The organism is Aestuariivirga sp., assembly GCF_037139295.1.
Taxonomy (GTDB): Bacteria; Pseudomonadota; Alphaproteobacteria; order Rhizobiales; family Aestuariivirgaceae; genus Aestuariivirga.
Genome location: NZ_JBAXGR010000082.1, coordinates 1 through 14,011, shown reverse-complemented (window position 1 = coordinate 14,011; position 14,011 = coordinate 1). Strand labels below are relative to the sequence as shown.

At 64.1% G+C, this 14,011-nt stretch carries 13 protein-coding genes; 12 read left to right on the top strand and 1 reads right to left on the bottom strand.

What is annotated here, in order from left to right:
* Positions 1-313: 313 nt before the first annotated feature.
* The 5 genes from WCJ41_RS16570 (at position 314) to WCJ41_RS16550 (ending at position 4,740) form a co-directional block, all read left to right on the top strand.
* Positions 314-718 (top strand): carboxymuconolactone decarboxylase family protein, encoded by a 405-nt coding sequence (locus WCJ41_RS16570; RefSeq protein ID WP_336906944.1) that lies wholly within the window; start codon positions 314-316, stop codon positions 716-718.
* On the top strand, positions 699-1,820 hold the full coding sequence (locus WCJ41_RS16565) for a serine hydrolase domain-containing protein (RefSeq protein WP_336906943.1): 1,122 nt from the start codon (positions 699-701) through the stop codon (positions 1,818-1,820). Before WCJ41_RS16570 ends, WCJ41_RS16565 begins: the two co-directional genes overlap by 20 nt.
* A gap of 111 nt (positions 1,821-1,931) precedes the next feature.
* Positions 1,932-2,969 (top strand): LLM class flavin-dependent oxidoreductase, encoded by a 1,038-nt coding sequence (locus tag WCJ41_RS16560; protein WP_336906942.1) that lies wholly within the window; start codon positions 1,932-1,934, stop codon positions 2,967-2,969.
* 11 nt (positions 2,970-2,980) lie between these two features.
* Positions 2,981-3,784 (top strand): carnitinyl-CoA dehydratase, encoded by an 804-nt coding sequence (locus WCJ41_RS16555; protein ID WP_336906941.1) that lies wholly within the window; start codon positions 2,981-2,983, stop codon positions 3,782-3,784.
* Between the two features lie 2 nt (positions 3,785-3,786).
* On the top strand, positions 3,787-4,740 hold the full coding sequence (locus WCJ41_RS16550) for a 3-hydroxyacyl-CoA dehydrogenase NAD-binding domain-containing protein (protein ID WP_336906940.1): 954 nt from the start codon (positions 3,787-3,789) through the stop codon (positions 4,738-4,740).
* On the opposite strand, the gene WCJ41_RS16545 is transcribed toward WCJ41_RS16550, so the two are convergent.
* Entirely contained in the window at positions 4,737-5,801 is a 1,065-nt protein-coding gene (locus WCJ41_RS16545) for a GlxA family transcriptional regulator (protein WP_336906939.1), read from the bottom strand. The genes WCJ41_RS16550 and WCJ41_RS16545 overlap by 4 nt on opposite strands.
* Positions 5,802-5,911: 110 nt before the next feature.
* On the opposite strand from WCJ41_RS16545, the gene WCJ41_RS16540 reads away from it, so the two are divergent.
* The 7 genes from WCJ41_RS16540 to WCJ41_RS16510 are packed head-to-tail and all read left to right on the top strand — an operon-like array spanning position 5,912 to position 13,960.
* Positions 5,912-6,799, top strand: a complete 888-nt coding sequence (locus tag WCJ41_RS16540) for a 3-keto-5-aminohexanoate cleavage protein (protein WP_336906938.1) — start codon at positions 5,912-5,914, stop codon at positions 6,797-6,799.
* Positions 6,796-7,830, top strand: a complete 1,035-nt coding sequence (locus WCJ41_RS16535; RefSeq protein ID WP_336906937.1) for an ABC transporter ATP-binding protein — start codon at positions 6,796-6,798, stop codon at positions 7,828-7,830. The genes WCJ41_RS16540 and WCJ41_RS16535 overlap by 4 nt, the downstream gene beginning before the upstream one ends.
* Positions 7,799-9,004 (top strand): extracellular solute-binding protein, encoded by a 1,206-nt coding sequence (locus WCJ41_RS16530; protein ID WP_336906936.1) that lies wholly within the window; start codon positions 7,799-7,801, stop codon positions 9,002-9,004. Before WCJ41_RS16535 ends, WCJ41_RS16530 begins: the two co-directional genes overlap by 32 nt.
* A gap of 53 nt (positions 9,005-9,057) precedes the next feature.
* Positions 9,058-9,906 (top strand): ABC transporter permease, encoded by an 849-nt coding sequence (locus WCJ41_RS16525; RefSeq protein WP_336906935.1) that lies wholly within the window; start codon positions 9,058-9,060, stop codon positions 9,904-9,906.
* Positions 9,903-10,697, top strand: coding sequence for an ABC transporter permease (locus WCJ41_RS16520; RefSeq protein WP_336906934.1), 795 nt, complete (start codon positions 9,903-9,905; stop codon positions 10,695-10,697). Before WCJ41_RS16525 ends, WCJ41_RS16520 begins: the two co-directional genes overlap by 4 nt.
* An 18-nt stretch (positions 10,698-10,715) precedes the next feature.
* On the top strand, positions 10,716-11,876 hold the full coding sequence (locus WCJ41_RS16515) for an acyl-CoA dehydrogenase family protein (protein WP_336906933.1): 1,161 nt from the start codon (positions 10,716-10,718) through the stop codon (positions 11,874-11,876).
* A complete protein-coding gene (locus WCJ41_RS16510) occupies positions 11,873-13,960 on the top strand; it encodes an acetate--CoA ligase family protein (protein ID WP_336906932.1) in 2,088 nt (695 codons plus the stop codon). Before WCJ41_RS16515 ends, WCJ41_RS16510 begins: the two co-directional genes overlap by 4 nt.
* Positions 13,961-14,011: the final 51 nt, after the last annotated feature.

Sequence of the window (14,011 nt, the reverse complement as noted above, 5' to 3'; positions counted from 1 at the left end):
AACCCACCAACGACAAGCAATTGAATTTATTCGGTTTTTAACCGGACACTAGTGGTCTGGACTACACCTTAACTCTGCTGCCGACCTGTCCAGCTAACCAGGACCACCTCACTATGTGGACGATCAATCTAGCTAAAACCAAGTGAAATCCCCGTAACGTGGACTTGCCGATGCCCCAGGACCTCATCAACGTTAGGCTAGTACATCCAGCAGTTAAGTTTTTTCGCTTCCTGAGAGACATCCTAAGATCAAGCAAGACCCCGCCGCCCAGCATCCGAAGCTGGTAGAAGCCAAAGTTTTGGAGGGACCGGCATTGGATGAAAAGCTATTTGATAAGGGATTACAAAAGCGAAGCGAAACGCTCGGTAGCGACTACGTCGAGAAGAACCTAAAGGCTGCCGACTCTCTCACACGCCCGTTTCAGGAGGCGATGACCGCTTGGTGCTGGGGGTTCGGCTGGGGCGACGAAGCTATCGACGTCAAGACTCGTTCAATGATGAATCTTGCCATGCTGGCCGCCCTTGGAAAAATGCATGAGTGGGAGATCCACTGCAATGGGGCTATCAACAACGGCGTGTCGGCGGCGGAAGTCAGGGCGATCATCCATGTCGTCGGAATCTATTGTGGGGTACCACAGGCACTTGAGTGCTTCCGCGTCGCCCGCAAAGTACTGACCGAGCGTGAGCTGCTGCCCATCGATGACCCAGCCCAACCCTGATCTCAGTGTCAATCTGCAACGACTGGCCGCCTGGAACACTGCGGCAAGGCGTCGGCAGAGCTTTCGCAGCCTGCAGGATATCCATCGCCGCGGGCTGAGCTTCCGCGCCCCGGCCGTTCTGCCACTCGCTATGGCGAGGAGACCGGCGCTCGCCATGACCCCGGCACTGGAACGGCTAATGGGTGCCCCAAGTTTCTGCGCCATAGTCATTGCGCAGGAGGACCGGATCCTCTTCGAGCATCACGCGCCCGACTTTGCCACCGATCAGCTGCACAGCCTGCAATCCATCACCAAGACCTTCGCGCATCTGGCGCTGGCACGTCTGATCGAAGGAGGGCGTATCGACCCCGCTCGCCCGGTGGGCGAATATGTGCCAGAGTCGGGAGACGCCTATGTGCGAGCGAGCGTACAGCAGGTGCTGGACATGGACGTCGCAAGCAATTTCGCGGAGGACTACGACGCACCCTATGCGCCCTGCCCACAGCGCGGAACCCCGGTCGGCTATGCCCGGCAGGAGATCGCCATGGGCTGGCGACTGCCGCCGGATGGCGAGCCCGAATTCGGCGTGCGCGGCTTCGCCGCGGGGCTGGTAGCAGCGCCGCGCGGCGATGACAGCACGACGCGCTATACCTCCCCCAACACCGACATGCTGGGCTGGATCATCGAACGCGCCAGCGGCCGGAGCCTAGCCTCACATGTGGACGAGATCGTTGCCGAAGCGGGGCTCGAGGCGACATTCCACATTTCGGCGGACTGCGAGGGCGTGCCGGTGCTGAGCGGCGGCGGAGTGATGACGGCACGCGACCTCGCACGCTATGGCCTGCTGATCGCACGGCGAGGCGGAGCCTTCATGCGGGATGCGATGAGCGGTGCTGGAACCCGCTATGGCGTTTCGCCGACATTGCGTTACAGAAATCACCTGATGAGCAATGGCACATGGGTCGGGCACCCCGGCTATGCCGGCCAGTTCCTGATGGTCGACCCCGCGAAGAAGGCCTCGGCGGCCTTCTTCAGCGTTCTTGAGACCGAGTATGGCGAGCGCGAGGGCTATTTTGCCGAGGTCATCTCCGGCCTCGAAGCCGTGCTTCGGCGGCTGGACTAAGGCTCGGCGAATTCCCTGCGATGATGTCGGATTTCTGACAACCTCAATTTCCACAGCGACAGACACTCAGTACAGCGCTCGCAGAAGCACCGGAAGTCAGGAGGGACTGTCATGAAATTCCAGCTCGCCATCAACCTCGAACGCCTGGATGACAGCCTCGACATACGTGATGTTGCCCGCCACACGCTCGAGATGGTGCAGATGGCCGAGGACGGCGGCTTCCACATCGCCTGGTCGGCCGAGCACCACGCCCTCGAAATGACCATCGCGCCGGACCCCTTCCAGATCCTCACCTGGTGGGGAGCGCATACCTCCAAGATCAGGCTGGGCACCGCGGTTGCAGTGGCACCCTACTGGCACCCGATCAAGCTCGCCGGCGAAGCGGCCTTCACCGATCTCATCACCGGCGGCCGGCTTGAATTCGGCATCGGATCGGGCGCTTACCAGCGCGAATTCGACCGCATGTACCCCGGCCTCAAGCAGACGGATGGGTGGAAATACATGCAGGAGATGCTGCCTGCCGTGCTGGCCCTGTGGCAGGGCGATTACGAGCACAAGGGTGAGTTCTGGCAGTTCCCTACCTCCACCTCGGTGCCGAAGCCGCTGCAGCAGCCCCATCCCCCTCTGTGGGTGGCCGCGCGCGCACCCATCACCTACGACTTCGCCGTCAAGCACGGCCTCAACATCATGTCCTGGCCGCTGACCCGCCCGATGAGCGAGGCCGAGCTCTACAAGTCGCGCCTCGATGAGGCGATGGCCAACAACCCGGGCAAGACGCGTCCGATCTTCGCCATGATGCGCCACACCGCACTTTATGACCGCAAGGAAGACTGGATGGTGCCGGTTCGCGCCGCGCAGCGCCAGCTCGGCCAGTTCGAGAACCTGTTCAAGAACATGGGCGACGTGAAGAACGGATTCCCCAAGGAAGTGGACCTGCACGACATCGCCAACCGCAGCGAATATGATCCCCAGATGCTGTCGAGCAACCTGATGTTCGGCACGCCCGACGAGGTGATCGCCAAGCTCAGGCCTTATGAGACGCTGGGGGTGGACCAGTTCACCTACTACGCCAGCCTCGGGCTGGGCATGAAAGAGCAAAGGCGCTCGCTTGAGCTGTTCTGCAAGGAAGTCATCCCCGCGTTCACGTGAGTGTAAGCTACATGCCGAATTTCGTTGAAGTCACCCGCAACGGCCACATCCTCGAGGTCAAGCTCAACAAGCCCAAGGTCAACGCCATCGACCAGGTGATGAGCCGTGAGATGGGTGAGGCCTTCGCGCTGTTGCGCGATGACCCGCAGCTGCACGTCGGCATCCTCACCGCAGAGGGCGAGAAGGTCTTTTCGGCGGGTTGGGACCTGAAGGCGCTCAACTCCGGCGACACCAAGCTCGACAACTGGTGGGAGGACGGAGATTACGGCGATGGCGGCTTTGCCGGCCTCACCGAGAACTGGAACCTCAACAAGCCGGTCATCGCCGCGCTCAACGGACTTGCCATCGGCGGCGGCTTCGAGATCGCGCTGTCCTGCGATCTCGTCATCGCGGCCGACCACGTGCAGTTTGCCCTTCCCGAAATGCCGCTCGGCATCGTTCCAGACGCCGGCGCCCTGCAGCGCCTGCCGCGCCGCATCCCCTATAACATCGCCATGGAAATGCTGCTGCTGGGCCGCCGCATGGGGGCGGAGGAAGCCGCACGCTATGGTCTCGTCAACAAGGTGGTGCCCTATGCCGAGCTGATGACAAACGCGCGCGCGTGGGCCACGCAACTCGCCAAGTCCGCGCCGCTTGCCATGCAGACGGTGAAGGAAGTGCTGCGCGCCATCGAGTGTAAGCCGACGCGTGAAACCTTCGAGACGATGCGCAAGGGCAACTTGCCCATCTACCGCGCTATGCTGAAGTCTGAGGACGCGGCCGAAGGCGTCAAGGCCTTCGTCGAGAAGCGCGAACCGATGTTCAAGGGGAAATAGAAATGACAAGGCCAGCCGTGACAGCAGTAAAGAAGGTTGCAAGCATCGGCGGTGGCCCGATTGGCGCCGGGTGGGCAGCGCATTTCCTGGCGCGGGGCTATGACGTGGCGGGCTATGTCCATTCCATGAGCGAGGAGGCCGCCTATCGCAAGGTGCTCGACACGGCATGGATCAGCCTCACCGCGCTGGGCCTCGCACCCGGCGCCTCGCGTGACCGCCTGACGCTCACCGATAGTCTTGAATCGGCCGTCACCGATGCGGGCTTTGTGCAGGAAAGTGCACCGGAGCGACTGGAGTTGAAGCAGGCGCTCTACGAGACGCTGGGCCGCATCGTGCCCGCCGACGTGGTCATCGCATCGAGCACCTCGGGACTGATGATGACCGACATCCAGCTCTTGTGCCAGACACCAGAGCGCACGGTGATCGGCCACCCCTTCAACCCGCCCTACCTGCTGCCGCTGGTCGAGATCATCGGCGGCAAGAAGACGTCGCCCGACGCCGTGGCATGGGCCCGTGACTTCTATGCACATGCCGGCAAGGCGCCGCTGGTGATGAAGAAGGAAATTCCCGGCTTCGTCGCCACCCGCCTGCAGGAGGCGCTGTGGCGCGAGGCGCTGCACATGGTGGCCAACGGCGAAGCGACACCCGAAGACATCGACATCGCGCTGATGAACGGCCCGGCACCGCGCCTTGCCATCCAGGGCCAGTGCATGGCCTTCCACGTGGCCTGCGGCGAAGGCGGCATGGCCACCAATCTCGACCAGTTCGGCCCGGCGCTGAAGCTGCCCTGGACCAGGCTGGTTGCGCCCGAACTCACCAAGGAACTGCGTGACCGCATGGTGGACGGCTGCAACGAGATTGCCGCTGGCCGCCACTTCGAAGACATGGCGGCCGAGCGCGACCGCGCCATCGTCGGCGTTCTCAAGGCTGTCAAGGCAGCGCGTGCCGGGGCTTAGGCGCGCTTGCGCGGCTTCTTCCGCGCCGTTTGCAGGAAGGCATAGACGGTGCCCAGCCATGACGGCGCGGCATCGGCTTCGGGCCAGGCCTGGCGGTACTCGCTGGGCTTCTTGCCGAAGGCCTGCAGGAAGCTCTGCGAGAAATAGGACATGGAGTTGAAGCCGCAGGCAGCGGAAACCTCGCGGATCGACATGCGGGTGGAGCTCAGCAGCACGCGCGCATACTGAAGTCTCAGCAGCTTCGAATACTGCACGATGGTGCAGCCGATGTCGCGCTTGAACAGCCGCTCCAGCTTCCTTTGCGAAACGCCAAGCTCGAGACAGACGCGTGGCACTGGCGTCGGATCCTCGATGCGGCCTTCGAGCAGCGTCATGGCGGCGCGCACATCCTGATGCACGTCGTCGTGCTTGCCGCCGGAGGCGTGGCGCTGCAGCGATTCCGGTGGTCGGCGCGGGTGGTGCATGACCTGGTTGGCAATCTCAGCGGCGAGCTGGTCGCCATTCTTGCGCCCCACGATGTGCAGCATCAGGTCGAGTCCCGCAGTGCCGCCGGCACAGGTCATAACCGGCTTTTCGACCGAATAGAGCTGCTCCACCACCTCGAGATCCGGATAGGCCTCGGCAAGACCTGCCATCATCGACCAGTGGGTTGTCACCTTCTGGTCGGCGACGAGACCAGCTTTTGCGAAGGCATAGATACCGATCTCGACGGCAATCATTTGCACCTGGGCGCGCGCGTTCTTGCGGAGCCAGCGGAACAGCCGCTGGTCGTTGAGGTGCTCTGCGCCCCAACTGCCGCACACCGCGATGATGTCGGGCTTCGGCAGCGCCTCGTCGTCGACGCTGTGGCAAACGACAGTAAGGCCGTTGCTCGCCTGCACCTGCCCCGCCACGGTGGCCCGGAAGTCCCATTCATAGAGTTTGTGCGGTGCAAGATAATTGGCGATGCGCATCGGCTCCATGAGCATGGTGAGCGTCATCATGTTGAAGCGCGGGATCAGCACGAAGCTCACCCGGGTCACCTCACCCGCTGCCGCACCCGCTCTAGCCGCTTCCACCATGATTTCGTGACCGACGAAAAAAGTGCATTGATGGCGAAAATTCTATAACGCTGTGCGGCCGTCGGGCAAATCATTTCGGCCATAAGCAAAAAATGCCAGGGAGTGACAGCGTGAACTTCGAAGTCATCGTGACATGTGCCGTCACCGGGGCTGGTGACACGGTGGGCAAGCACCCGGGCGTTCCCGTGACGCCGGAACAGATCGCCCAGGCCGCCATCGACGCCGCCAAGGCCGGCGCCACCGCCGCCCACCTTCACGTCCGTGACCCGGCCACCGGCAAGGGCTCGCGCGACCCCGAACTGTTCAAGCGCGCCGTCGACATCGTGCGCTCCAGCGGCACCGACGTCGTCATCAACCTCACCGCCGGCATGGGCGGCGACTGGATGATCAGCGAGTCCGACCCGTGCAAGCCGGGTCCCGGCACCGACATGATCGGCCCTGAGGAGCGGCTGCGTCATGTCGAGATGCTGCGCCCGGAAATCTGCAGCCTCGACTGCGGTTCGATGAATTTCGGCGACGGCAACTACGTCTACATGTCCACCCCGCCCTATCTCCGCCGCATGGCGGCGCTGGTGAAGGAATGGGGCGTGAAGCCTGAGCTCGAGGTCTTCGACCTCGGCCACATCCGCCTGGCGAAGCAGCTGATCGCCGAAGGGCTGATCGAGGATCCGCCCATGTTCCAGATTTGCCTCGGCATTCCGTGGGGGGCCGACCAGTCGGTCGACAACATGAAGGCGATGAAGGACCAGCTGCCCGCCAATGCGAGCTGGGCCAGCTTCGGCATCTCGCGCATGCAGATGCCGATGGCCGCCGCTGCGGTGGCGATGGGCGGCAACGTGCGGGTCGGCCTCGAGGACAATCTCTATCTCGACCGCGGCGTGCTGGCGAGCAACGCACAGCTCGTCGAGCGCGTCGTCGGCATCGTCGAGCGCATGGGCGCGAGGGTGCTGACGCCAGCCGAGGCACGCAAGAAGCTCGGGCTCAAGGAACAGGCATGACAGCAGGTCCCTCCGGCATCGGTGTCGTCTTCCAGAACGTCACCAAGCTGTACGGAAAGATGACCGCCGTAGACGGCGTGTCGCTCGATATCCGCGCCGGCGAGTTCCTGACGCTGCTGGGGCCATCGGGCTCCGGCAAGACCACGCTGCTGATGATGCTGGCCGGTTTCCAGGACATCACGGCGGGCGACATCGTCGTCGGCGGCAGTTCGATTGCCGCCACACCGCCCGAGAAGCGCAATTTCGGCATGGTGTTCCAGGGCTACGCGCTGTTCCCGCACATGACGGTCCGCAAGAACATCTCCTATCCGCTGGAAATCCGCCGCAAGCCGCCGGCCGAGATCGATACCCGCGTCAACCAGATGCTGGACCTCGTGCAGCTCAAGGGCTTCGCGGATCGATATCCGCACCAGCTCTCGGGCGGCCAGCAGCAGCGCGTTGCGCTGGCCCGCGCACTCAGCTTCTCGCCGCGCGTGCTGCTCCTTGACGAGCCGCTGGGCGCACTTGACCGCAAGCTCCGCTCTGACGTGCAGGAGCAGCTGAGGGAGATCCACAACCGGGTCGGCACCACCTTCATCTACGTGACGCACGACCAGGAAGAAGCCCTCACCATGTCCGACCGGATCGTGATCATGAACCGCGGCAAGGTGGTGCAGGTCGGCAATCCGGTCGAACTCTATGAAAGGCCGCGCACCGCCTTCGCGGCCAGCTTCCTCGGCAAGAGCAACTTCATCCACCGCGACGGCCGCACCTTCACGCTGCGGCCGGAGAAGATCGACGTGTTCCCGGCAGGCACGGGCCAAGGCCAGAACAGGCTGACCGGCACGGTGCGCGGCATCACCTACATGGGGGCCACCCTCAAGCTGATGGTCGAGGCGCCCGGCAACCCGGTCATCGAGGTTCACATCCCCGCGTGGCGCAACACGGGGCACTATTCCGACTCACAAGCCGTCGATCTCTGCTGGAGCGATGACGCCCAGGTCGAGGTCGAAGGCGGTGATGGCGAAGAAGCGGGCGCAAGATCCGCATGAGACGGGGCGCAGTGCCCGCAACAACGAACGCGGCGAAGGCCGCAGCAAAATGGAGGAAGTGACCATGAAAGACAAAGCTTTCCTGAATGACCTCGCACGCGAAGGTGCGATTGCCTTCAAGTCCGGCCGCCTTGACCGCCGCAGCTTCCTGATGCTGTGCGGACTGGCGGGCGTGGCGACGCTCGCCGTGAAGGTGGGCGACGCGGAAGCCGCCGCCAACGAGATCGTCATGTGGAACTGGGGCGGCGAATCCGAGAAGTGCCACGGTGACGCCATCGGCAAGCCCTTCACCGCAGCAACCGGACTGCCGCTGAAGTTTGACACTTCGGGGCCCCTCCAGGGCAAGATCAAGGAGATGGTCGACTCCGGCAAGGTGACCGCCGACGTCTGCGACGCCGACGGCTTCGACGCCATCGCCCTCGGCAAGTCTGGGCACCTCGAGGCGATCGACTACAACATCGTCAACAAGAAGCAGATCAAGGAAGGTTCCGCCTGGGAATTCGGCGTCGGCGTCATCTATTATGGCTACGCCTTCATGTATGACACCAAGGCCTTCGGGGACAATCCGCCCAAGGGCTGGGCCGATTTCTACGATACCGCCAAGTTCCCCGGAAAGCGTTCGCTCTACAAGTGGGCCAACGGCTCAATCGAGAGCGCGCTCGTTGCCGACGGTGTGCCGAAGGACAAGGTCTACCCTTGCGACGTGCCGCGCGCCATCGCCAAGATCAAGACCATCAAGGGTGACAGCCTGTATTGGGGTTCGGGTTCCGAGGCCCACGACATGATCGTCAACGGCGAAGTGGCCATGGGCATGATCTGGCAGAACCGCGGCAAGACCATCGAGGAGCGCACCAACGGCCGCTACAAGATGGTGATGAACGAGGCGATCGCCATGCCGGGCGCCTACATCGTGCCGCGCGGCAACCCGGCCGGCCGCGACAACGTCATGAAGTTCATCGAGCAGGCGCTGCAGGTCGACTCGCAGCTCATGATTCTCGATTGCCTCGGCATGACGCCGTCCAACCCGGAAGCATTTGCCAAGATTCCGGAAGCGATGCAGCCCTATGCTATCAACTCGGCGCAGAACATCGACAAGGTGATCTTCAACGATCCGGTGTGGTGGGCCGACAACGGCGGCGACGCCGTGAACGCCTTCCTCGAAGCCATCGGCTGATCAACGAAAGTGCAGCACGCGCCCCTGGCTAGGGGGCGCGTGCGCTCAACGCCATGGCAACACGCACCTCACGATTCAATCCCTACTGGCTGCTGGTGGCACCTGCCGTGCTGCTGGTACTGGCGCTGTACGTGGCGCCGATCGTGAACGTGCTGCTGCTCAGCGTGACCGACCCGAAGCCCGGCCTCGGCAACTATGCCAAGATCTTCGAAAGCGACACGGTGGCCAACCTGATCTGGCGCACCATCCGGCTCTGCCTTATCACCACGGTGGCCGCGGTGACGCTGGGCTATGCCGTGTCCTACGCCATGCTTCACGCCCTTTCCGGCGTGCGGCGACGCATGATGTCGATCCTGCTCATCTCCTTCTGGATCTCGGTACTCGTGCGCTCCTTCGCCTGGCTCATGCTGCTTGGCCACAACGGCCTCGTGAACGGCGCGCTCCTGAGTCTGGGCATCATTTCGGAGCCTCTTCCGCTGATGCGCAACGAGCTGGGCGTGCTCATCGGCATGACCGAATACATGGTGCCCTATGCCATCCTGCCGCTGCTCGCCAACATGCAGGGCATCGACCCGCGGGTGACCAGCGCCTCGCGCAGCCTGGGCGCCAGCAGCGCCCAGACCTTCTTCCGCGTCTTCCTGCCCCTGACGAAGCCCGGCATCATCGCTGCCTCGCTTCTCGTCTTCATCAGCTCGCTCGGCTTCTACGTGACACCAGCCATCCTCGGCGGCGGCAAGGTGCAGATGATTGCCGAATACATCTCCGTTCAACTGCTGGTTACCGTGCGCTGGGGTGTAGCCGCCATGCTGGCCACACTGATGATCGCCAGCGTCCTGACGCTGATGTATGTGCTGAACCGCTTCATGAAGCTGTCGGTGGTGTTCGGCGGAGTGGCGCGATGAAAGCCTCCCTTGGCGGGCGCATCAACCACATTGCGGCATGGGTGATCCTGTCGATCCTGATCGTACCTTCGCTGGTTGCCTTCCCGGTCTCGATCACCGCCAAGACCTACCTGTCGCTGCCGTGGGAAGGCGTGTCGCTGCAGCATTTTCAACACCTGCTGACCAGCCCGGAGTGGATTTCAAGCTTCGGGCAGAGCCTGCTCATCGCCGTCGTCGCCTCGGCACTGGCCACATTGCTCGGCACGCTGGCGGCCATAGGGCTGTGGCGCCTGTCGGGCCGCTTCATCGAGACGATCCGCGCCTTCCTGCTGCTGCCGCTGATGGTGCCGCCGATCATATCGGCCATGGCATTCTATCGCTGGTGGGTGCCGCTGGGGCTGATCGACAGCTACCTCGGCATCATCCTCGCCCATGCGATCCTCGCCATTCCGATGGTGGTGATCACCGTGTCGGCGGCGCTGGCCAATTTCGACCTGAGGCTCGAGCAGGCCTCGCGCAGCCTCGGTGCCTCGCTGCCCACCACATTGCGCCGCGTCATCCTGCCGGTGATCCGACCCGGCATTCTGGCAGGGGCGATCTTCGCCTTCATCCTGTCGTGGGACGAGATCGTCGTCACCCTGTTCATCTCCAAGTTCGACGTCTTCACCCTGCCGCGCCGCTTGTGGAACGGCATGCGCGAAAACACCGACCCGACGGTCGCAGCGGCGGCGGTCGTCCTGATCTGCACAACCCTTGTCTTCATCGTCGGCTTCGCGATCCTGTCGCGCAGGCGCGGCGAGGAAGCAGCCTGACCCTTTCGGAGAATCGCCTTGAGCCTCGTCAATTCACACGAAAACCGCCTGCTGCTGGAAACCGTGCAGGCCTTCATGAAGGCCGAGCTTCACCCGCATGAAGACCTGGTGGACAAGCTTGGCGAGGTTCCGCTCGACCTTGGCCGGCAGATCGAGAAGCGCGCCCACGAGGCGGGCCTTTATGCAGCGAACCTGCCGGAAGAGGTGGGCGGCGGAGGCCTGAGCCTCGAGGCCAAGACCATCATGGAGCGCGAGTTCGGAAAGACCAGCCACGCGCTGCACAGCTGGGTGGCGCGCCCCACCGAACTGCTGCTGGCCTGCGAGGGCGAGCAGCGCGAGCGCTACCTGATCCCATGTGTCAAAGGCGAGAAGCGCGAGCTCTTCGGGTTGACGGAGCCTGAGGCCGGCTCCGACGTGATGGGCATGAAGTCCAACGCAAGGCGTGACGGCGACGACTGGATCCTCAACGGCTCGAAGCATTTCATCTCCGGCCCGGTGCTGCCCGACTTCGCCATCGTCTTCGCGGCAACCGGCGTAGACGAGAGCCCGCGTGGCTCGCGAAAGCGCGTGACATCCTTCCTCGTCGACACCGGAACGCCCGGATTCGACGTGCGTGACGGCACGCATTGCGTCAGCTATCGCGGCTACAAGACCTTTCAGCTCAGCTTCAACAATGTGCGGCTGAACAAGCGCCAGATCCTCGGCGAGGAAGGCCGCGGACTGGAACTCGCGGGCCAGTGGCTCACCTATGGCCGCATCTTCGTCGGCGCCTCGTGCTGCGGCAAGGCGGAGCGGCTGATGGGCCTTGCCACCGAATGGGCGGCGAGCCGCAAGCAGTTCGGCCAGGCCATCGGCAAGTTCCAGGGCACCGGCTTCAAGCTTGCAGACATGGCCACCGAACTGCGCGCCGCCGACCTTCTGGTGGAGGATGCCATCCGCCGGGCCAATGAGGGCAATCTCACCGATGCCGACATCTCGATGGTGAAGCTCTACTGCTCCGAGATGGTGAACCGCGTGGCCGACAACACTGTGCAGATCTATGGCGGCATGGGCCTCATGGAGGAACTGCCCGTCCAGCGCCTGTGGCGCGACGCGCGCCTTGAGCGCATCTGGGACGGCACCTCTGAGATCCAGCGCCACATCATCTCGCGCGCCATCCTGCGGCCGCTCGGCGCATGACCCCGAAGCGCCGCACCAATCTCGAGCGGCTGCTGAAGCCTCGCCACGTGGCGGTAATCGGCGGCCGCGACGCGGAAACCGTCGCCGCCGAGTGCAAGCGCATCGGCTTTTCCGGCCCGTTCTGGCCGGTGAACCCGAAGCGCAGCCACATCGGCGGCCATCCCTGCTTTGCATCGCTCGACGCGCTGCCGGAAGCACCCGACGCGGTGTTCCTCGCCGTCCCCAAGGAAGCCGCCATCGAGGCGCTGCAGAAGCTCAGTGCCATGGGGGCAGGCGGCGTTGTCTGCTACACGGCAGGCTTCGGCGAGACAGGCTCCGATGGTGCTGACGATGAGGCGCGGCTGGTGGCTGCGGCGGGCGATCTCGCGCTCGTCGGCCCCAATTGCTACGGCGTCATCAACTACCTGGACAAGGTGGCGCTGTGGCCCTTCACCCACGGCGGCTCCTGCCCGGGCTATGGCGCGGCCATCATCACCCAGAGCGGCATGCTGTCTTCCGACTTCACCATGAGCCAGCGCGAAGCACCCTTCGCCTTCATGGTCTCGGCTGGAAACCAGACGTTGCTCCGGCTCGAGGACTTCGTCGATGCTCTGGCAGAGCAGCCGGAGGTGCGCGCCATCGGCCTCCACATCGAAGGCCTGAAGGATGTTCAGGCCTTCGAGCGTGCCGCATTGAAGGCGCTGGCGCTCGGCAAGCCCATCGTGGCGCTGAAGACCGGCACGTCACGGCTCGGTTCCAGTCTGACGGTGAGCCACACCGGGTCGCTTTCCGGCACCGAGGAGCTTTATGACGCGCTGTTCGACAGGCTCGGCATCATCCGCGTCAGCAGCCCCGCGCAGCTGCTCGAAACCACCAAGTTCCTCTGCGTGGCGGGCGTGCCCAGGGGCCACCGTCTTGCCGGTCTCACCTGCTCAGGCGGCGGCGCCACCATGCTGGCGGATTATGCCGAGCGGCTGGGCCTCACCTTCACGCCGCCGGACGCCGCAACGGCGGCCAGCCTGCGCAGCCTGCTGCCACAAACGGCCACCGTCTCGAACCCGCTGGATTACACCACGCCGATCTGGGGCATTCCGGAGAAGACCCGCCCTGTCTTCGACACGCTGTTCGCGCAGGGCCACGATGCGGCGGTGATCGTGCAGGACTATCCCGCCCCGGGCCTGGACGAGAGCAAGCCGTGGTATCGCAACGACACGCTCTCCTTCATCGCCGCCGCCAAGGCGCAGGGCCTTCCCGCCGCGGTGTGCAGCACGATCCCCGAGAACCTCGATGCGGAAACCCGCAGCTTCCTCGTTGGCGAAGGCGTGGCCCCCATGCAGGGCATCGAAGAGTGCATGGCGGCCATCGCCGCCGCGGCATGGCATGGCGCCCGCCGCGCCGAAATCGCCGATGCGCCCGCCGCCCCGCTGATCGCGCCACGGCCTGACGGCGCGCCGCGGCTGCTGGACGAGGCCAGCGCCAAGCAGCGCCTCGCCGCCACAGGACTCGCCGTCCCCCGCAGCCGGATCGGCAGTGGTGCCGATGCGCCATCACTGGCGCAGGCATTGGGTTTCCCGGTCGCTCTCAAGATGGTCAGTGCACAACTGCCGCACAAGACCGAGGCAGGCGCCGTTCGGCTTGGACTTGCGTCGACGCAAGCCGTTGCCGATGCGGTCGAACGCATGAAGGCCGATGTGAAGGCCTTCAACGCCGATGCCGTGACTGACGTCTTCCTCGTCGAGGCCATGGTGGCGGCCCCGGTGGTGGAATTGATGGTCAGCATCCGGCGTGACCCGCAGTTCGGGCTGGCGATGACGCTGGCGGCAGGCGGCGTGTTCGTCGAGTTGCTGACGGATGCAACCACGATCCTTCTGCCAGCGACGCGCGCGGATTTCGCGCGCGCCCTGTCACGGCTGAAGATCAGCCGGCTTCTCGATGGCTATCGCGGCAAGCCCGCCGCCAGCCGCGCGGCACTGCTCGACACGCTCGAACGCCTCGCCACCTTCGCGGGCGACGCGGCCAATGACGTGGCCGAAATCGAGATCAACCCGCTCTTCGTGGGCGTGACGGAGAGTTGCGCCGTCGACGTGTTGATGCAGGTCGGCTAGCGCATCACGAAGGGGTTGGCGAGCGGCTCGTCCGAGGTGTTGATCCACACC

Bases quoted from the DNA above. Each gene is read 5' to 3' on its own strand.
- WCJ41_RS16530 (WP_336906936.1), top strand. From the start codon at position 7,799: ATGGCGAAGAAGCGGGCGCAAGATCCGCATGAGACGGGGCGCAGTGCC.
- WCJ41_RS16555 (WP_336906941.1), top strand. From the start codon at position 2,981: ATGCCGAATTTCGTTGAAGTCACCCGCAACGGCCACATCCTCGAGGTC.
- WCJ41_RS16525 (WP_336906935.1), top strand. From the start codon at position 9,058: ATGGCAACACGCACCTCACGATTCAATCCCTACTGGCTGCTGGTGGCA.
- WCJ41_RS16535 (WP_336906937.1), top strand. From the start codon at position 6,796: ATGACAGCAGGTCCCTCCGGCATCGGTGTCGTCTTCCAGAACGTCACC.
- WCJ41_RS16550 (WP_336906940.1), top strand. From the start codon at position 3,787: ATGACAAGGCCAGCCGTGACAGCAGTAAAGAAGGTTGCAAGCATCGGC.
- WCJ41_RS16545 (WP_336906939.1), bottom strand. From the start codon at position 5,801: ATGGTGGAAGCGGCTAGAGCGGGTGCGGCAGCGGGTGAGGTGACCCGG.
- WCJ41_RS16560 (WP_336906942.1), top strand. From the start codon at position 1,932: ATGAAATTCCAGCTCGCCATCAACCTCGAACGCCTGGATGACAGCCTC.
- WCJ41_RS16510 (WP_336906932.1), top strand. From the start codon at position 11,873: ATGACCCCGAAGCGCCGCACCAATCTCGAGCGGCTGCTGAAGCCTCGC.
- WCJ41_RS16520 (WP_336906934.1), top strand. From the start codon at position 9,903: ATGAAAGCCTCCCTTGGCGGGCGCATCAACCACATTGCGGCATGGGTG.
- WCJ41_RS16565 (WP_336906943.1), top strand. From the start codon at position 699: ATGACCCAGCCCAACCCTGATCTCAGTGTCAATCTGCAACGACTGGCC.